The following is a 19140-nucleotide window of genomic DNA, read 5'->3' on the forward strand; positions in this document are numbered from 1 at the left end:
AGTTACAGAAGCTTGGCGGCTAGATTGAGCCTGACGGATAATAGAGGCCATGCTGCAGAACATTATCCCGCCTCGCCTAAAGAGCGTGTTTACAAAACGTCCTCCGGGTTCAGGTTTGACTTGGCGTAAACGCGTACTGATTTTGCTTGGTCTTGTTTTAGCAATCTTCGTTCTGGGCCACTTTGGAGTGAAATACCTACTCTGGCCCCAAATTGAAAAATCCAAAGCGTCTGTAGAAAAACTTCTTAGCGCTCGCATTGGCGCCGATGTCAGTATGGATGACTTGCAAGTTTCTTGGACCGGAATACGCCCTGCCTTTGAGATTGATGGATTGCGTCTTCATAAAACCGAACAAACAAAGCCATTACTACAGATCGAAAAAATTCGCGGCGAGCTAAGCTGGAAATCTTTTTATCACTTGGCGCCTTATTTTCATGAGATTTATTTTGAGGGCGCACAAATTTATGCGCAGCGAAATAGCAAGGGTCTCATCACAATCGCCGGCATTCCAGTAGCGCAAAATTCTGATGATCACTCTGCTGAAAATTGGCTCTTTGATCAAAATATAATCGAAGTTAGTAATGCCACATTATTTTGGGATGATCAGAAAAATAAAAAACCCATTACTTCTGTTGAGGTCTTAAAGCTATCTTTAAGCAATGGAATTCGCAGACATAAGGGATCCGTTTCTGCAACAACTCCCTGGACAAAAGGGCCGACCGAAGTCTCTATCAATTTTGCTCCACGATTAGGTGGCCAAGCAGGTAATTGGCGCGATTGGATTGGCAACATCAGCTGGAACCTAAGCGACTTAGACCTTAAACAAATTTCTAAAGAATTTCAGCTCGGGCTAAATACACTTGAGGGCACTCTTAGCACCAAAGGCACACTCAAGATTGATAATGCACAACCTGATGGTGGCGAATTTTATGTTGCAGCCGACAACCTCGTCATTCAGCATTCCAAATCTGAGGACGCCATTGCGCTTGGCAGGCTAGAGACGAATCTGAGCCAAGAAACAAATGATGGCTTAATCTCCATCTCTACCAAATCATTTGCCTGGCGCGACATGGGCAGCTCAAAATCTGCGCCCCTTGAGAATCTCAGTCCAATGACTTTTCGCTGGAAACCCCCAGGAGAGGATGGAGAGATAAAAGAATTTGGTTTCTCATCGCCAAAGATTTCTGTAGAGGATGTAGTCCTTTTTGCAGCCAACCTACCACTTTCCAAAAAAGTACATCAATGGATCAAAGACTCGCATGCTGAGGGTGATCTTGAAGATTTAGATATCCATTGGTCAGAAAGCAAGTCACACCTATCGGCACTAAAAATTTCTAGCGGACTATTTGGCTCTAACAAGCTTGATTTTTCTGTCAATGCAAAGTTGATTAATTTGAGCTTTGTTGGCGTCAATAAAGCGATGCCTTCAGTTTTTAACCTATCTGGCTACATTACGAGCACACAAAACGAAGGAAGTTTTTCGCTCAACTCCAAAAATATTGGTGTTGAAATCTTTGATTTACTCGAAGAGCCCAAAATCCAATTAGATACCGCAAGTGGCCAAATTCAGTGGGCCAAGCAGCGTGGCAACTGGGTTATCAGCACCAAGAAGCTTGCCTTAAGCAATCCCGAGATTACAACTAACCTAGCCATCAACTACATCATTGGCAATGAGAAAGATCCAGATTTCATGACACTGGATATGAGCTTTGATCAAGCTAAGCTCAAAACTGCACATAAATATTTACCAGTGGGAATGGGGAAAGAGGCTCGACTCTATTTAAGCAAAGCATTTGATGCTGGCCAGATTCAAAATGGAGGACTCCATATCAAAGGAAATCCCAATCAAGTTCCATTTGCCAAGGCAAGTTTAGGAGAGTTCACGCTTAACTTGCCAGTGGTGGGAGCAAGCTTTAGCCCCGTACCACTGCTCCCAAAAAATCAAGGCACTTGGTCGACATTTAGCAACGTCAACGGCAATGTGGTGATGAATAATGCGAACCTCACCGTCGATATTAATAAGGCCAGTTTCAAGGAGATTGCTCTGAGCAATTTTCATGCAGAAATTCCAAGCGTGAGTGCAAATCAACCCTGGTTAACTGTCAGCGGTAACGCTCAGGGTCAAGCAATACAAATGCTGGAATATTTCTTTGTATCCCCGGTCGGATTAAAACAAGGCAATCTAGAGAAGAATCTTCGTGTGAGTGGCCCAGTTGATCTCAATCTGGGTTTAAAGACTCCCTTATCTGGATCGGCTGATACTAACGTCGATATAAAACTAACCCTACCGGGCAACAAAGCTCAATGGGCAAGTCTGCCGCCATTTGAAAATCTCAAGGGAAAAATTCGGATTACAGAAACAAATCCGGAGTTTGAAAATATCTCTGCAGATTTTCTGGGTGGCTTAATTAGAGTCACCAGCACTAATCAAGAGGGTAGTAACCAAAACTTTAATATCGCTGGTGATGTTCAGGCCAACTTCTTGAAGCAGTATTTTTCTGGCACCTTAAACCCCAAAATTAGTCGCATCCTAAGCTCAATGAGCGGATCCCTTGAATATGCTGGCAACATTAACTTTAATAAATTAGGTAGCGAACTCAATCTCAAATTTGACCTAAAGAATTGGGCTAGCTCAGCGCCAATGCCAGTCAAAAAACTGGCTGGCTCATCGATGTCTGGTCAATTTAATCTCAAGTCTTTCCCTAATAATAAGTCCAATCCAAATCGCTTGGTCTGGTCAGGAAAAATTGGTGAGATCTATGCGATCCAAGGGGTTTTGACCAATAATGATGAAATTCGAAATAGCTTAGGAATCGGTGGGGTGACCAATTTGCCGGCACTAGGATTGAATTTCAATCTAGTGAGCAATGAATTGAATCTTGACGCATGGTTAGATTTTTTTGGCCAGCAGAAGACTGTCCGCTCTAAAGAGGTAGAACAGGATTTGAATAATGTACAAGTCACAGCTCAAGTCAAAAAACTCATTGCACTTGATCGCACTTGGCAAGATCTCAACTTAGTTGCTAACAGCAAAAAAAATGCATGGGATCTGCGTCTGACTTCCCCGCAGGTTGCTGGACAGATTCAGTTACAAGAACCTAATCAAAATCAGACCAGCGCACTAGTCACCGGTCGTCTATCCAGACTCAAGATTCCAGATACAAACCCCAGTCCCGCAAACAAAGCGAATGAGGTCAGTAAAGCCGCCTCTTTCAATATCAACTCAATTCCTGGTTTTGATTTAATGATTGACGATTTCTCATGGTCAAAAGCCCAGCTTGGCCAACTCAAAATCAAAACCAGGGCAGTTGGTAACGTTCTCAAAATTGATTCAATCCAGACCAGTAACCCTCAAGGCACGACCATAATTAGTGGTCAATGGATAGGTAGCGCTAAAAATACATCGGATCACAGCACTATTAATATTGATATGAATATTAAAGATGCCGGTCAAATTATTGCCCGCTGGAGCTCTCAGAAATCTGTGGAAGGCGGTCAAGGCAAGTTGACCGCGAATGTGGAGTGGGACGGGGCACCCTATGACCCTAAATATGACACACTCTCTGGCAAGCTGAATTTGAATCTCGAAAATGGTCGCTTGCTGGAGGTGAACTCTAGCGGGGCTAAGATTTTGGACGTTCTTAGTTTGCAAAGCTTATTTAGATTTGCCACCCTAGATCTTCAAGGAAACCTTGGAAATATTGTGACGAAGGGCACACCCTTTAATTCTGTTAATACTAATTTTGAAATTTCCAATGGTATTGCCCAAACCAAACAATTCAATATGAATTTAGATCAGGCACGCGTGGCAATGAGTGGGCAGATCAACATTCCCAAACAAACCCAAGATTTACGCATCACTATCTTCCCAACCATTGATGCAACTGCTGGTTCATTGGCAGCCTTTGCGATCAATCCAATTGTGGGATTGGGTGCACTGGTCGGACAATATCTCATCACCAATCAAATCAACCGAAATCTCCAAGCTGACTATTTGGTCCAGGGCTCTTGGGGAAATCCGGAAGTTATTCCACTTGACCAAAAGGGACAGCCGGTAGATGCTAAAACCTTAGATAGCATTAGAAGTAAAGGCCTCTTGAAGGAACAGACCAAACCTGGTTCAAGCACTAGCCCTAGTTCGAGCCCTAGCAGCAATACAAGCACCATCAATAAAACTCTAATTTGATTACTTATGAATGCTAAATCACCATTGGCAGAAATGAAAATCGCTTCAGTTCAAATGGTTTCCACTCCAAGTTTGGAGGAAAACCTCGCTACTGCTGGAAAATTAATTGCAGCAGCTACAAAAGATGGCGCCCAGATGGCAGTACTTCCAGAGTATTTTTGCTTAATGGGACTCAAAGATACCGACAAGGTGAAAGCTCGCGAATCGATTGGAAGCGGTCCAATTCAAGAGCAGCTCTCAGACTTTGCAAAGCAGAATCAAATCTATCTAGTAGCTGGCACTATCCCACTGGAAGCAAAAACAGCAAATAAAGTACTCAACAGCACACTAGTTTTTGATGTAACTGGTCAACAAATTTGCCGCTACGACAAGATCCATTTGTTTGGCTTTCAAACAGAAAAAGAGCGTTACCAAGAATCGGAAACGATTGAGGCCGGAGAAACGCCTGGCATTCTCAAAATTTCAGTTGAAAATCAAGAATGGGTTTTTGGCCTAAGCATCTGCTACGACCTTCGCTTTCCGGAGTTATATCGTGCTCTTGGCATCGTCGATTGCCACATTATTCCAGCGGCATTTACCTACACCACTGGCAAAGCCCATTGGGAGATTCTTCTGCGCGCACGCGCAATTGAAAATCAGTGCTATGTTCTATCCTCAGCTCAAGGTGGGCTGCATCCAAATCAACGCAGAACCTGGGGTCATAGCATGCTCATCAACCCTTGGGGTGAGATTCTGGCAGACTTGCCTGAAGGTGAGGGCCTTATTTCAGGGGTTCTGAGCAAAGAAAAATTAATCGAGGTACGCTCTCAGTTACCGGCCCTTGCGCATCGTAAGCTTTAATTCATCGAAAGATCTGCCAAATCACATGAAAGCACCAGAAGCACTATTCCCAGCTAATTGGACTAAAACCAAAAAGCAGGCAGACCTCATTCAGCTCGCTAAATCTATTCTGTTTGAGCCAACTGGTTTGTCCGAACAAAATCTTCATCAAACTTTTGGCAATATGTTTTCACATCAACTAGATGATGCTGATTTGTACTTTCAACATACTCGCAGCGAAAGTTGGAGTCTTGAGGAGGGCATTGTGAAGTCCGGCAGCTTTAACATAGATCAAGGTGTTGGGGTTAGAGCGATTTATGGCGATAAAACTGCCTTTGCCTATTCAGATGAAATTAATTTAGAGGCCCTCAGTAAGGCCGCAAAAGCAACACGAGTCATTGGTCCACAAGGTGGCAAACAAGCCCTTGCCAGCAAATTATTTAATCCCATATCAAACAAGCTGTACTCAGATATCAATCCTCTGGACTCGCTGCAGCCAACAGAAAAGATTGCTTTATTAGAAAGTATTGAGCGTCGCGCCAAAGCTCGCGACCCGCGTATCATTCAGGTAATGGCCAGTCTTGCAGGAGAATTTGATGTCATTCTAGTTGCAAGAGCCAATGGTTTATTGGCGGCTGATATTCGCCCGCTAGTACGCATTTCTGTTTACGTTATTGCAGAACAAAACGGGCGACGTGAATCAGGATCTTCAGGTGGCGGAGCACGTCATGATTATCTCTACTTTGACACTGAGCTCATCAATCAATATGTTGATGAAGCTGTTGATAGTGCTTTGATCAACTTAGAATCGCGCCCCGCTCCTGCTGGACCAATGACTGTAGTAATGGGCCCTGGCTGGCCTGGAGTTCTATTACACGAAGCGGTTGGCCATGGACTAGAGGGAGACTTTAATCGCAAAGGGTCTTCGGCATTTGCTGGTCGAATTGGTGAAAGAGTGGCAGCTAAGGGCGTCACTGTAGTTGATGACGGCACCCTTTCTGGTAGAAGAGGCTCTCTCAATATTGATGATGAAGGTACGCCCACTCAATGCACGACCCTCATTGAAGATGGCATTTTGAAAGGGTATATTCAAGATAGCCTCAATGCACGTCTGATGAAGATGCCACTGACTGGCAACGGACGTCATGAAAGTTTTGCTTCCTTACCGATGCCTCGTATGACCAATACTTATATGCTGGCAGGCAAAGATGATCCCCAAGAAATTGTGGCTAGCATCAAACGTGGTCTATACGCTGTCAACTTCGGCGGTGGGCAGGTAGATATCACCAGTGGAAAATTTGTCTTTTCAGCATCCGAGGCCTACTGGGTTGAAAACGGCAAAATCCAATACCCAGTCAAAGGGGCGACGATTATCGGCAGCAGTCCAGAGTCCCTAAAACAGGTATCCATGATCGGTAATGACCTTAAATTAGACGGTGGAATCGGGGTTTGCGGTAAAGAGGGTCAAAGCGTTCCCGTCGGGGTTGGGCAGCCAACTTTGCGGATTGATAGCCTAACTGTCGGTGGGACTGCCTGATACGGCTTAAAATAGCCGTATGAGCCAACAAAATACCAACCCAGCCAATTGGTACTCCGCTGTTGATAAAACATCGGATACCGACGATCAACGCATTGACAATATCTCTGTTCTGCCTCCACCAGAACATTTGATTCGCTTTTTTCCAATCTCTGGAACGCCGACTGAAGCATTGATTAGTAAAACTCGTAAAAAGATTCGCGACATCATTCACGGCAAAGATGATCGTTTACTAGCCGTTATCGGACCTTGCTCAATTCATGCTCCAAGAGCAGCATTGGAATATTGCCAACGCCTCATGGCTGAGCGCAATCGCTTTGCCGGAGAATTAGAAATTGTGATGCGGGTGTATTTTGAAAAACCTCGTACAACAGTAGGTTGGAAGGGTTTAATCAATGACCCTTACCTCGATGAATCCTATCGCATTGAAGAGGGCCTGCGTCTAGCTCGTCAAGTGCTCATAGAAATCAATCGCCTTGGTATGCCAGCGGGAAGTGAATTCTTGGATGTGATTTCTCCACAATACATTGCAGACCTCATCTCCTGGGGCGCAATAGGCGCGCGCACTACCGAAAGTCAAGTTCACCGTGAACTTGCCTCTGGTTTATCTGCGCCGATTGGATTTAAAAATGGTACTGATGGCAACATCAAAATTGCTACCGATGCAATTCAAGCCGCAGGTCGACCACATCACTTTTTATCCGTTCATAAGAATGGTCAAGTGTCTGTAGTAGAGACCAAAGGCAATAAAGACTGTCACGTCATTTTGCGTGGCGGAAAAGAGCCTAATTACGAAGCAAAATATGTTCAGGCGGCATGTGCTGAGCTAGAGGCAGCCAAGCTTCCAGCCAGCTTGATGGTAGATCTATCACACGCCAATTCCAGCAAAAAACATGAGCGTCAGATTATTGTTGCCGACGATGTAGCACAGCAAATTGAATCTGGCTCACATCAGATTTTTGGTGTGATGGTAGAAAGTCACCTCAATGATGGTGCACAGAAATTTACTCCTGGAAAAGATGATCCCAGCAAACTTGAATACGGTAAGAGCATTACCGATGCCTGCATTAACTGGGATGACTCAGTTCAAGTATTAGAGCGTCTTGCCGCTGCAGTGAAAAAACGTAGAAGCAAGAAGAAATAAATCGGAGTCCTGCCTAGCAATTATTAAAAGAGGCTAATTTACTTAGTCTCTTTTTTTTCGTGCCTCCACAAAACATCTGTACCACCTGCCGCACGATTTAGAATACGCGCTAAAACAAAGAGCAAATCAGAAAGGCGATTCACATATTGACGCGGAGAGTCATACAAAGGCTCTTCCCACCCCAAACGTACGATCGAGCGCTCAGCTCTTCTGCAAACAGTGCGACATACGTGCGCCTGTGCTGCAGCACGAGTTCCACCCGGCAAAATAAATTCAGTTAGTGGTGGCAGTAACTTGTTATATTTTTCTAACCAAACATCAAGCTGAGCCACATGCTCAGGATTAAGCAATTTGTAATTCGGGATACAAAGCTCGCCACCCAAATCAAATAAATCATGCTGGATCTGTAAAAAGAGGGTTTTGAGCTCTTCAGAGATACTTGTTGGGATCTCTTCTGTCATGAGTACACCAATTTCCGAATTGAGCTCGTCGACGTCTCCCATGGCACAAATCCGTAAATGATCCTTCTCGACGCGACTTCCGTCTCCAAGGCCAGTCATGCCAGCATCACCCGTTCTAGTGGCGATTTTTGATAGTCGATTTCCCATGAGCTTAATTATAGGTAAGTGGCTAAAATGATTCTTATAAATATGGTGACCCCGCCCCCCGATCTGGCCGCTATTAGCGCCCTTCAGTCCAAATTAGTTGCGGCCTTGCGCCCAATTCTTCCCGAACATGCCCTGCTCTGGGAGCCGGAAGACACAATTCCATACGAATGTGATGGATTGGCTGCCTACAGACGAATGCCTCTTGCAGTAGCTTTGCCTGAAACAGAGGCCCAAGTTGAGCAAATTCTGAAGATCTGCTTTGCTATGCAAATTCCTGTAGTGCCTCGCAGATCAGGAACTGGCCTTTCTGGAGGAGCAATGCCGCTTTCGCAAGGCCTAGTCCTCTCTTTAGCAAAACTCAAGAAAATCCTAAGCATTGACGCATTCACTCGCACGGCTGTTGTGCAACCAGGCGTTCGCAATCTGGCCATCTCTGAAGCTGTTGCTCACTTAGGTTTGTACTACGCTCCAGACCCATCCTCTCAAATTGCCTGCTCTATTGGGGGCAATGTAAATGAAAACTCTGGTGGCGTGCATTGCTTAAAGTACGGTCTAACCCTGCACAATGTTCTTCGTGTTCGTGGCGTTTTGATGAACGGTGAAATCGTAGAGTTTGGAAGCTTGGCTCCAGATTCTCCTGGTCTTGATCTACTCGCCATCATGATGGGCAGCGAGGGCATGCTCGCGGTTGTTACTGAAGTCACCGTCAAGCTCGTTGCAAAACCAAAACTGGCGCGCGTCATCATGGCTAGTTTTGACGATATCGAAAATGGTGGCAATGCTGTTGCCGCCATTATTGCTGCGGGGATTATCCCTGCTGGCCTAGAGATGATGGATAAGGCAACCACTCGCGCAGTAGAGGAGTTTGTGCATGCCGGTTATGACCTGGAGGCCGCCGCAATCTTGTTATGCGAATCAGATGGCACCCCAGAAGAAGTAGCTGAAGAAATTGAGCGCATGACGAAGGTTTTAGAAGAGGCGGGAGCTAGCGGCATCCAGATCTCCAAAGATGAAACAGAACGCTTAAAGTTTTGGAGCGGCCGTAAGAATGCATTCCCAGCTGCCGGTCGCTTAGCACCTGATTACTACTGCATGGATGGCACTATTCCACGTCGTCACATTGCTACGTTGCTTAAGCGCATACAAGGTATGGAAGAAAAATATGGCTTAGGCTGTTTAAATGTTTTCCATGCAGGTGATGGCAATATGCATCCACTTATTCTCTTTAACGGTGCCGATCAGGACGAGTGGCACCGCGCAGAAGAGTTTGGCACTGAAATCCTAGAAGCCTGTGTTGAGCTTGGCGGAACCATTACTGGCGAACACAGTGTTGGGATTGAAAAAATTAATTCCATGTGTGTTCAGTTTGGTGAGGGTGAAAGGGAATCTTTCTGGGGAGTTAAAGCAGCATTCGATCCCGAGAAACTGTTGAACCCAGATAAAGCGATTCCTACATTAAATCGCTGCGCTGAATATGGTCGTATGCGTATTAGCGGCGGCAACCTTCCTCATCCAAAATTGGAGCGCTTCTAATGACATACTCCAATGCCAGCATTACTGCCTTTCGCGAACAAATTCTGGAAGCGGCAAAATCTAATACCAAACTCTCGATAGAGGGTGGTGGTACTAAATCTTGGTATGGCAACCCTAATGCCTTCACTAAGCACAGCACACGCGCTTACTCCGGAATTTTGGAGTACCAACCAGAAGAACTAGTAATTACTGCTTGCGCAGGCACCCCTTTGAAGGAGATTGAGGCGGCACTAAAAGAAAAGAATCAGGTACTTGCTTTTGAACCGCCACATTTTGGCGAGGATGCTACCTTTGGCGGCGCAATTGCTGCAGGCCTTGCAGGCCCTGGCCGCATCAGCGTCGGAAATTTCCGCGACTTTGTTCTAGGCGCGCGTATCCTGGATGGCAAAGGCCAAGACCTCTCTTTTGGTGGCAAAGTGATGAAGAACGTAGCAGGCTACGATGTCTCGCGTCTATTACCAGGATCTTTGGGCACTTTATCGCTATTACTAACTAGAGGCTTCCGTGAAGGTGTTACCAAAGCCTGCCGCTTCAGCAACCCTACGCTGCGAAATCACACAAGAGAAAGCTCTAACAATTCTGAATGAATGGGCAGGTCAACCAATGGGCAGGTCAACCACTGCCTCTTTCCGCGAGCTGCTGGATTGGCAATGAGCATAAAGGTCAACTGTGCATTCGTTTGGCTGGTGCCGTAGCCGCAGTAAAGGCAGCCATTCCGATAATGAGCGCTCCAGTAGGAGCGCAGGAATTAGATCCGCTTGATGCTGAAATATTTTGGAATGATTTGCGCGAACAAAAACTTTCCTCAATTAGTAATCTTGGCCCAGATCAAACCTTATATCGACTTGCTCTACCTGCAGCCTGTGGCCCGCTTCAGTTGCCGAACGCAAGCAATGAAATAGCGTTTGAATGGCATGGCCAACAACGCTGGATCAAGGCCGATGGTGATGATGCTACCTTCACGGCCATCAAAAAATAGTAAACAGCCATGGTGGGCATACAACACGTTTTAAGCAAGGCGCTCATGTTGATTCCAGCCTTGAGCGTTTTACTTTGCTTGGCGAACAAACTCATTCCCACGCTCTAGTTGCCGTTCAGGACCGCCTGCGTGCTGCCTTTGATCCATCTGGCGTATTCGCCACTAAACGTCTTCCATAAGCTCTTTTATGCAAACTCAACTCGCCCCTCAATTTGCTAATACCCCCCGAAGGGATAGAGGCTGCTCGTATATTAGGCAAATGTGTTCACTGCGGCTTTTGCACGGCAACTTGTCCAACCTATCAGCTACTGGGTGATGAACTTGACGGCCCACGTGGTCGAATTTACCTCATCAAACAAATTGCAGAAGGCCAAGTGCCCACAGAAAAAACGCGTTTACATCTAGATCGTTGCTTAACTTGCCGGAACTGTGAAAGCACTTGTCCAAGCGGCGTGCAATATGGAAATTTAGTAGATATCGGTCGCAAATGGGCAGAAGAAAATACGCCTGCTCGCCCTATTGGACAGCGCTTGACGCGCTGGGCCCTCAAAGAAGGTTTGACTAAGCCGACATTATTTAACTCAGCCATGACTCTAGGCAGGTTAGTTCGCCCTTTGTTACCAAGTGGCATCCAACGCAAGATTCCTTTGGTAAAAAATAAAGCACTCGATCAAGCCACTAATCCATTTGCCCGACCCAAGGCAGAGCATGCTCGCAAGATGCCCATTCTGGAAGGCTGTGTTCAGCCGGGCATGTTGCCAAACATCAATTCAGCAACAGCACGTGTTCTCAATGCTCTTAAGATTCAGTTAATTAGCGCTCCTAATGCGACATGTTGTGGCGCATTGCGTTACCACCTAAATGATCAAGCAGGCGGCCTTAAAAATGCCAAACAAAATATCGATGCTTGGTGGTCCTTTATTGAGCAGGGTATCGAAGCTATTGTGATGACAGCATCGGGCTGCGGCGTGATGGTCAAAGACTATGGACATCTATTTGCCAATGATCCTCAATATGCGACAAAAGCAAAAATCATCTCTGATCTCACCAAAGATATTGCAGAAATTTTGCCCACACTTCAAGATGAATTGATTCAATTGATTGGTTCTGACCAAAAGCCTGGCGTGGTTTATCACCCCCCTTGCACCTTGCAACACGGACAACAAATTCGCGGCAAGGTCGAGGGGCTTCTTACTCAATTAGGTATTGGTGTTCGCTTATGTGATGACAGCCATCTCTGCTGCGGCTCTGCTGGTACTTACTCGATCACTCAGCCAGAACTCTCTGCACAATTACGTCAAAATAAATTAAACTACCTTAATGCCGCTTGTGAAAAATCTGGGGCGCAAGTGATTGTCTCCGGAAATATTGGTTGCATTACTCATCTTCAGCAAGATCAAACACCCGTATTGCATTGGATAGAAATCGTGGATCAATTAATCAGCAAACAAACTCACGCCTAATGAATCAAATTGCCGTTAACCTCATACAGGTCAGAGAACGTATTGAGCTTGCAGCTTTAGCTGCCAAACGTGAGCCCGAGACAATCGAATTATTAGCGGTCAGCAAAACTTTTCCGGCCTCGGCGATTGAAGAGGCAATGCATGCAGGTCAATCGGCATTTGGTGAAAACTATGTTCAAGAGGCGGTTGAAAAAATCACTCAACTAGCAAAGTTACGTCCTTGGTTAGTTTGGCACTTCATTGGCCCTCTCCAAAGCAATAAAACCAGAGAGGTAGCCGAGCACTTTGATTGGGTGCATAGCGTAGATCGCCTCAAAATTGCAGAACGCCTATCCGCACAAAGAGGAGAATTTCCCAATCTGCCTGAACTGCAAATCTGTGTTCAGGTCAATGTCAGTGAAGAAGATAGCAAAGGCGGGGTACCTCTGACAGAGGCTCTGGCTTTGTGTGACGCCATTAGCAAACTACCCAATATTGTCCTACGCGGATTAATGGCAATACCTGCACCCAGTGCAGATGTCCAGTTGCAACGCCAAGCTTTTGTAGCTGTTCGGGAGTGTTTCCAGAAAATACAAGCCACTCGCCTAAGCGATCCTGCTTATCAGTTTTTCGATACCCTCTCGATGGGCATGTCTGATGATTTAGAGGCTGCAATTGCCGAAGGAAGCACTATGGTTCGCGTGGGAACAGCAATTTTTGGGAAGCGCGATAAGATTAGCAAATGAGCACAAATCAAAACAGAAACACACACGTCACATTTATTGGCGGCGGCAATATGGGTCGAGCATTAATTAGCGGCCTTCTAGTCAGCGGCTTTGAACCCAATCAAATCTCTGTAGTTGAAGCAAATGCAACTACCGCCCTAAAGCTATACGAGGACTTTGCAGTGCAGGGCATCAGCGCTTTAGAGCAGATTGCCTTTGATTTCACTAAAAATAATGTAGTAGTCATGGCGATCAAGCCACAAGACTTTAATATGGTTGCAAAGGAATTAGCATCCAAACTCAAGCATGCCACAGCCCCAGGCCCTCTCATTGTTAGCATCGCTGCGGGTATTCGCCTCAAAGATATGAGCCGCTGGCTTGACCATACACGCTGCGTTCGTGCCATACCCAATACCCCTGCACTGATTGGCAAAGGGATCACTGGCTTATTTGCAGATGCCGCCGTCAATGCAGAAGATCGTGCTTTAGCCCAAACTATTTGTAAGGCCGTTGGCCAAACTGTATGGGTATCTGAAGAAAAACTGATGGATGCAATCACCGCTGTTTCTGGTAGCGGCCCCGCTTATGTATTCGCATTTATTGAAGCGATGCAATCTGCTGGAGAAAAACTAGGCTTAGATACCCAAACTGCCCGTCAACTAGCCTACGCTACCCTTGAAGGCGCCACTCAACTTGCCCACAACTCAGATGAGCATGCCGGTATTTTGCGCGAGAGAGTGACCTCTAAAGGCGGCACCACTGCAGCAGCGCTCGATGTAATGAAACATCATGGATGGCACGAGATTTTGGAAAAGGCGATTGATGCCGCTAGCCAACGTGGCAAAGCTATGGGTGATGAGCTTGGGAAAAGCTAATTAGAAATAGCACGCTAGCGGATATAAAGTCCAAGCACAATTCCTAAGAACAAAAATCCACCCAGCCAGTTGTTATGGCGAAATGCTAAAAAGCATTCCTCGCGCCCTCTGGTAGAAACCAACTTTAAGTGATATACGGCGCAAGCCAGCGCAGCAAACCACCCAAGTAAAAAATAATTACTCAGGCCTGCCAAGCGAACAACCCAAATCTGACTTAGAAATAACACTCCATAGCTAAAAGCAATCGCAAATACGTCGTAGCGACCAAAAGTAATAGCTGAGGTTCGCAAGCCAAGTCTCAAGTCATCCTCACGATCAACCATGGCATATGCAGTGTCATAAGCAATTGCCCAGAAAATATTTCCCAAAAATAACACCCAAGCTTCTAATGGAATGGAATTTAAAACGGCGGCATAAGCCATTGGAATTCCAAAACCAAAAGCAATGCCCAGTACTGCCTGAGGAATTGCAAAAAATCGTTTGGTAAAGGGATAAATGCCGGCAACCAACAGAGCAAGTACTGACAACTGCTTAGTAAAGAAATTGAGTGGCTGGATTAATAGAAATGCAATGAATGCCAAGAAGGTAGCGACCGCCACCGCCTCTCTGCCAGAAATTTTTCCGCTAGTAACAGGACGCTCTTTTGTTCTTTGCACATGACGATCAAAGTCACGATCCGCGTAGTCATTGATAGCACAACCTGTACTACGCATTAAAAAAGTTCCCGCAGCAAAAATGAACAGAATTTTGAGATCAGGTAATCCAGCACTCGCTAACCATAAAGCCCATAGTGTGGGCCAAAGGAGCAATAAAGTCCCAATCGGCTTATCTAAGCGAATGAGATAAGAATAAGAAACTAAGCGCTGATGCAAAGACATGGGGCAATTATGCCTTGAGAAACTCTCTTCGAGATCCAAGCCAACGCTCTAAGTGGCGCTCTACTATGTCGGCATGATTCACCAATAAACGTTCTGCGGCCTGCTGCGCAAGCTCGATAAGCCAAGCGTCTCGCTGCAAATCCACAAAACGAAGCATGGCATCACCCGATTGTTTGGCCCCCAACAACTCACCTGGACCTCGTAATGACAAATCTCTCTCGGCAATCACAAAGCCATCTGAGGTTTCTCTTAAAGTCTGCAGCCGCTCTTTAGCAGCCAAAGATAATGGTTCTGCATACATCAAGATACAAACGGAATCAGCAGAGCCTCGCCCTACCCGACCCCTTAACTGATGAATCTGGGCGTAACCAAAACGCTCAGCATGCTCGATCACCATCAACGCGGCATTGGGCACATCTACACCAACTTCAATTACTGTAGTAGCGACTAAGAGTTGTATTTCATTGTCCTTGAAAGCCGCCATGACTGCAGCCTTTTCATCCGCCTTCAGGCGACCATGAACGAGACCCACCTTAAATTCTGGCAATGCCTGAGTGAGCTGCTCAAAACTCTCAACGGCAGTTTGCAATTGCAAAGCTTCAGATTCTTCAATCAATGGACAGACCCAGTAGGCTTGCAGCCCTTTTGATAGCCAACTTTTCAACCCTGCAATCACCTCATCACGGCGACTGGCTTTGACCACCTTGGTAGCAATCGGTTTACGACCAGGCGGTAGCTCATCTATGATTGATACATCCAGATCAGCGTAATAGGTCATTGCCAGCGTGCGCGGAATTGGAGTGGCTGACATCATGAGTTGGTGGCAGTAGAACAATTCTGAACCTAGACGCTGCTGAATTTCTAAGCGCTGGCGAACTCCGAAGCGATGTTGCTCATCAATCACTGCTAAACCTAATTTAGAGAAGCTCACGCTTTCCTGGATCAGTGCATGCGTTCCGATAATGAGTTGCGCCTGACCACTTTCAATCATCTCTTGTACCAAGCGCTTGTCCTTAGCCTTCAAACTTCCAGACAGCCAAGCTAGGCGAACCCCTAAAGGCTCAAACCATTCTTTCATCTTGAGATAGTGCTGCTCAGCCAAAATCTCAGTCGGAGCCATTACTGCCGCTTGATATCCATAATCCATGACACGCGCTACCGCTAAGGCTGCAACAACAGTTTTGCCACTACCCACATCGCCTTGCAGCAGGCGATTCATAGGAAATGATTTTGATAAGTCGCTACCAATTTCAGACCAGACGCGCGCTTGAGCAACAGTCAGCTGAAAGGGCAATGATTTCAATAAGCCAGCCTCCAGGCTGCTGTCTTCATTGATTGGTTTTGCAAAACTAGGAGCATGCCGTTCACGGCGAATCGCATGTGCTCGTTTCAAAGAGATTTGCTGCGCAAGTAATTCCTCAAACTGAACTCTGCGCCATGCTGGATGTGTACGCTCAAGCAAGGCTGAAGTGTCCGCATCGGCCGGGGGTTGGTGCAAATAAGTAATGGCAGCCTTTAGGTTAGGCCAATCATTGCTCGGCAATAACTCGGACATCAGTTTTTTGGGCAAAAACTCCAGCAAAGCGTCATGCAAGCTGGGGTCTTTTAGCGCAGAAGCAACCGCCTTTCGAATGACTGCCTGCGATATACCAGCGCTGGCCGGATAGACTGGGGTCAAACTTACTGGTAGCGAAGCATCTGGTGCAACCGCTTTTACAGTTGGGTGAACCATCTCGGGGCCCTGAAACCCCTCTCTGATTTCTCCACGAACCCGTAGATGGGCTCCAACTGCCATTTGTTTTTGTTGACTGGGATAAAAATTGAGAAACCGTAACTGCAATGTTTCAGAATTATCCTCAATCGTGACCAGCATCTGTCTTCGAGGCCGAAATAGGACTTGATTGCGGATGACCACACCCTGTGTCTGAACTGAGCTAAATCGGCCTTGAATTAAGGCCTCATCAATTGTCATTAGTTCGGTTTCATCCTCATATCGGGATGGAAGGTGCAATGCAAGGGCCATTGGGTTGTTTAAACCCAATTTTTGCAGTGTGTTTGGTGCTTGCTTAGTAGTCATCGTTAAAATCTAATATCTGATGGTAACGCTATGCAACTCTCTGACTTCAATTACAAACTCCCACCCGAACTAATTGCCCAACATCCCTTGGCCAATAGGACTGATAGCCGACTCTTAGAGGTTCAAGCTAATGAGGGAAGTTACGCCCATCTGATAGACCGCCAGTTTAAGGACATCCTTAACCTAATTAGACCGGGGGACTTGTTAGTCTTCAATGACACTAAGGTTATTCCAGCAAGATTGCACGGAAAAAAGGAGACTGGAGGCAATGTAGAGCTATTAATAGAACGCATTAGCAGCGAAAATCAAGCTTGGGTACAAATTAGAGCCTCCAAAGTTCCCAAGACTGGATCGATTGTGCAGATTCACAATCAAGCCGGTGAGACCTTTCCTGTTGAAATGATTGGCTATGACGGGCGCTTTTATGAAGTTCGCTTTCCAGAAAATGTATTTGCTTTGTTAGAGCGATTTGGTGAACTACCCCTCCCGCCTTATATTGAACACCAACCCGATGGTGAAGATGCTCAGCGCTATCAAACGGTAGTTGCCAAAAATCCCGGTGCTGTCGCTGCACCTACCGCCGGGCTTCATTTTGATCAAGAAATTCTGCAACAAATAAAAGAACTTGGCGTGATACAAGCTAGCGTTACTTTGCATGTTGGAGCGGGGACATTTACACCGGTTCGCGAAGAAGATCTATCTAAACATAAGATGCATTACGAGTGGTACTCCATTCCACCTGAAACGTTAGAGGCCATTAGCAAAACTAAAGCTCAAGGGGGCAGGGTGATTGCAGTAGGAACTACCAGTTTGCGCGCCCTAGAAAGCCAGGCTATTAGCAAGCAATCGAGTGGTGAGACTAACTTATTCATCACTCCAGGATTTCAATTTAAAACAGTCGATTGTTTATTAACCAATTTTCATTTACCTAAATCAACTTTATTAATGTTAGTCAGCGCATTTGCAGGAATGGACAATATACGTACAGCTTATCAACATGCCATTGAACAGAAATATCGCTTCTTCAGTTATGGAGATGCGATGTTTTTATGTCGACTCGAGAACACAACATCATGACCAAACCAGTTCACTTCAATATTTTGGCCCGCGACTCGCAAAGTCCGGCTCGCCTTGGTCAGCTTGATCTACCTCATGGCAGCGTACAAACTCCAATCTTCATGCCTGTGGGTACTTATGGCACCGTGAAAGCAATGACCCCTCGTGATTTGAATGAAGCAAAAGCCCAAATTATTTTGGGTAATACATTTCATCTATGGTTGCGCCCGGGTTTGGATGTCATCAAGAAACATGGTGGATTGCATCGTTTCATGGGATGGGATAAACCCATACTCACCGACTCTGGTGGCTTTCAAGTGTTTAGCTTGGGGGCGCTGAGAAAAATCTCTGAAGAAGGCGTTACCTTTGCTTCGCCAATCAACGGCGATAAATTGTTTATGTCACCAGAAGTTTCCATGGAGATTCAAGCGGTATTAAATAGCGATATCGCAATGCAATTTGATGAGTGCACCCCCTATGAAATTAAAGGTCAGCCGACTTCAGAAAAAACTGCGCGGGCGTCACTGGAGATGTCTTTACGTTGGGGGGATCGGTCTCTAAAACGTTTTCGTGAGCTTAATACTGGAAATGGACTTTTTGGAATTGTGCAGGGCGGTATGTTTGAAAATCTTCGCGAATTCTCACTCGATGCCGTTAGTCAACAAGGTTTTGACGGGATAGCCATTGGAGGCCTATCCGTTGGAGAACCAAAACCCGAGTTTGAGCGGATTTTGAATTTCACAGCGCCCAAACTACCAGAACAGATGCCTCACTACCTTATGGGGGTTGGCACCCCAGAAGACCTTATTTTGGGAGTCAGTTTAGGTATTGATATGTTCGACTGCGTCATGCCAACTCGAAATGCTCGGAACGGCTGGCTATTTACCCGCTTTGGTGACTTGAAATTACGCAATTCGGGCTATAGGGACGATGATCGACCGCTAGACCCCACTTGCAGCTGTTATACCTGCCAAAACTTCACTAGATCCTATTTAAATCATCTTCAGAAGGCTAATGAGATATTGGGGTCTCAACTCAATACGATTCATAACCTCTCATACTATCTACAACTCATGTCCGAGGTCAGGGAAGCGCTCAGCAAAGACCGTTTTAGCGCCTATAGAGAGGAATTTGTCCGCAATCGCCAGCGTGGCGTAGAGCCCGGACAGGATTAATAGCCCTAGAGGGTGATAAACCTCCTCAAATCATCTCCAAACCCCCATACAGTTTAGAATTGCGGGTCTATGGCTTTCTATTTGGAGCCTAAAACAGAAGCAGTTT

General features: G+C 45.9%; 14 protein-coding genes and 1 pseudogene. 12 read left to right on the forward strand and 3 right to left on the reverse strand.

The genetic code is table 11. The features are described from left to right. Positions 1-85: 85 nt before the first annotated feature. The 4 genes from DXE33_RS06305 to DXE33_RS06320 are packed head-to-tail and all read left to right on the forward strand — an operon-like array spanning position 86 to position 7686. Complete coding sequence (locus DXE33_RS06305; RefSeq protein WP_231970424.1) at positions 86-4186, forward strand: YhdP family protein; 4101 nt, start codon at positions 86-88, stop codon at positions 4184-4186. 6 nt (positions 4187-4192) lie between these two features. Further along, positions 4193-5026, forward strand: coding sequence for a carbon-nitrogen hydrolase family protein (locus DXE33_RS06310; protein ID WP_114639140.1), 834 nt, complete (start codon positions 4193-4195; stop codon positions 5024-5026). A 25-nt stretch (positions 5027-5051) separates the two neighbouring features. After that, complete coding sequence (tldD, locus tag DXE33_RS06315) at positions 5052-6542, forward strand: metalloprotease TldD (protein WP_114639748.1); 1491 nt, start codon at positions 5052-5054, stop codon at positions 6540-6542. Positions 6543-6561: 19 nt separating this feature from the next. Then, entirely contained in the window at positions 6562-7686 is a 1125-nt protein-coding gene (locus DXE33_RS06320; RefSeq protein ID WP_114639141.1) for a 3-deoxy-7-phosphoheptulonate synthase, read from the forward strand. 38 nt (positions 7687-7724) lie between these two features. Here DXE33_RS06320 and DXE33_RS06325 read toward each other — a convergent pair whose 3' ends face one another. Beyond that, complete coding sequence (locus DXE33_RS06325; protein WP_114639142.1) at positions 7725-8294, reverse strand: cob(I)yrinic acid a,c-diamide adenosyltransferase; 570 nt, start codon at positions 8292-8294, stop codon at positions 7725-7727. Positions 8295-8336: 42 nt separating this feature from the next. Between DXE33_RS06325 and DXE33_RS06330 the strand changes: the two genes are divergently transcribed. The 6 genes and pseudogenes from DXE33_RS06330 to proC all read left to right on the forward strand — a co-directional run bounded on the left by DXE33_RS06330 (position 8337) and on the right by proC (position 13848). Then, positions 8337-9827, forward strand: a complete 1491-nt coding sequence (locus DXE33_RS06330) for an FAD-linked oxidase C-terminal domain-containing protein (RefSeq protein WP_114639749.1) — start codon at positions 8337-8339, stop codon at positions 9825-9827. Continuing rightward, on the forward strand, positions 9827-10414 hold the full coding sequence (locus tag DXE33_RS10575; RefSeq protein ID WP_331851805.1) for an FAD-binding protein: 588 nt from the start codon (positions 9827-9829) through the stop codon (positions 10412-10414). The genes DXE33_RS06330 and DXE33_RS10575 overlap by 1 nt, the downstream gene beginning before the upstream one ends. After that, positions 10411-10806 (forward strand): hypothetical protein, encoded by a 396-nt coding sequence (locus DXE33_RS10580; protein ID WP_331851806.1) that lies wholly within the window; start codon positions 10411-10413, stop codon positions 10804-10806. The genes DXE33_RS10575 and DXE33_RS10580 overlap by 4 nt, the downstream gene beginning before the upstream one ends. Positions 10807-10993: 187 nt before the next feature. Continuing rightward, positions 10994-12269 (forward strand): annotated as a pseudogene (gene glcF, locus DXE33_RS06340) (glycolate oxidase subunit GlcF). Next, positions 12269-12994, forward strand: coding sequence for a YggS family pyridoxal phosphate-dependent enzyme (locus tag DXE33_RS06345; RefSeq protein WP_114639143.1), 726 nt, complete (start codon positions 12269-12271; stop codon positions 12992-12994). The pseudogene glcF and the gene DXE33_RS06345 overlap by 1 nt, the downstream one beginning before the upstream one ends. Beyond that, a complete protein-coding gene (gene proC / locus DXE33_RS06350) occupies positions 12991-13848 on the forward strand; it encodes a pyrroline-5-carboxylate reductase (protein WP_114639144.1) in 858 nt (285 codons plus the stop codon). Before DXE33_RS06345 ends, proC begins: the two co-directional genes overlap by 4 nt. 14 nt (positions 13849-13862) lie before the next feature. On the opposite strand, the gene ubiA is transcribed toward proC, so the two are convergent. Next, positions 13863-14726 carry a 4-hydroxybenzoate octaprenyltransferase gene (gene ubiA, locus DXE33_RS06355; protein WP_114639145.1) on the reverse strand — a complete coding sequence of 288 codons (864 nt, stop codon included), beginning with the start codon at positions 14724-14726 and terminating at the stop codon, positions 13863-13865. Positions 14727-14733: 7 nt separating this feature from the next. Then, on the reverse strand, positions 14734-16803 hold the full coding sequence (gene recG, locus DXE33_RS06360; RefSeq protein ID WP_114639146.1) for an ATP-dependent DNA helicase RecG: 2070 nt from the start codon (positions 16801-16803) through the stop codon (positions 14734-14736). 30 nt (positions 16804-16833) lie between these two features. Here recG and queA point away from each other — a divergent pair, with 30 nt between their 5' ends. Continuing rightward, entirely contained in the window at positions 16834-17880 is a 1047-nt protein-coding gene (queA, locus tag DXE33_RS06365; protein WP_114639147.1) for a tRNA preQ1(34) S-adenosylmethionine ribosyltransferase-isomerase QueA, read from the forward strand. Beyond that, the gene (gene tgt, locus DXE33_RS06370) at positions 17877-19034 is read left to right on the forward strand and encodes a tRNA guanosine(34) transglycosylase Tgt (RefSeq protein WP_114639148.1); all 1158 of its coding nucleotides are present in this window, start codon (positions 17877-17879) and stop codon (positions 19032-19034) included. Before queA ends, tgt begins: the two co-directional genes overlap by 4 nt. The last annotated feature ends 106 nt before the right edge of the window (positions 19035-19140 follow it).

The sequence above is a fragment of the Polynucleobacter necessarius genome (genome assembly GCF_900096765.1).
In the GTDB taxonomy this organism is placed as follows: domain Bacteria; phylum Pseudomonadota; class Gammaproteobacteria; order Burkholderiales; family Burkholderiaceae; genus Polynucleobacter; species Polynucleobacter necessarius_F.

What these genes read in the sequence shown, in the direction of transcription:
- DXE33_RS06330 (WP_114639749.1), top strand. Translation starts at nt 8,337, where the DNA reads ATGGTGACCCCGCCCCCCGATCTGGCCGCTATTAGCGCCCTTCAGTCC.
- DXE33_RS10580 (WP_331851806.1), top strand. Translation starts at nt 10,411, where the DNA reads ATGAATGGGCAGGTCAACCAATGGGCAGGTCAACCACTGCCTCTTTCC.
- queA (WP_114639147.1), top strand. Translation starts at nt 16,834, where the DNA reads ATGCAACTCTCTGACTTCAATTACAAACTCCCACCCGAACTAATTGCC.
- proC (WP_114639144.1), top strand. Translation starts at nt 12,991, where the DNA reads ATGAGCACAAATCAAAACAGAAACACACACGTCACATTTATTGGCGGC.
- tldD (WP_114639748.1), top strand. Translation starts at nt 5,052, where the DNA reads ATGAAAGCACCAGAAGCACTATTCCCAGCTAATTGGACTAAAACCAAA.
- DXE33_RS06345 (WP_114639143.1), top strand. Translation starts at nt 12,269, where the DNA reads ATGAATCAAATTGCCGTTAACCTCATACAGGTCAGAGAACGTATTGAG.
- ubiA (WP_114639145.1), bottom strand. Translation starts at nt 14,726, where the DNA reads ATGTCTTTGCATCAGCGCTTAGTTTCTTATTCTTATCTCATTCGCTTA.
- DXE33_RS06310 (WP_114639140.1), top strand. Translation starts at nt 4,193, where the DNA reads ATGAATGCTAAATCACCATTGGCAGAAATGAAAATCGCTTCAGTTCAA.
- DXE33_RS06320 (WP_114639141.1), top strand. Translation starts at nt 6,562, where the DNA reads ATGAGCCAACAAAATACCAACCCAGCCAATTGGTACTCCGCTGTTGAT.
- DXE33_RS06325 (WP_114639142.1), bottom strand. Translation starts at nt 8,294, where the DNA reads ATGGGAAATCGACTATCAAAAATCGCCACTAGAACGGGTGATGCTGGC.
- DXE33_RS10575 (WP_331851805.1), top strand. Translation starts at nt 9,827, where the DNA reads ATGACATACTCCAATGCCAGCATTACTGCCTTTCGCGAACAAATTCTG.
- tgt (WP_114639148.1), top strand. Translation starts at nt 17,877, where the DNA reads ATGACCAAACCAGTTCACTTCAATATTTTGGCCCGCGACTCGCAAAGT.
- recG (WP_114639146.1), bottom strand. Translation starts at nt 16,803, where the DNA reads ATGACTACTAAGCAAGCACCAAACACACTGCAAAAATTGGGTTTAAAC.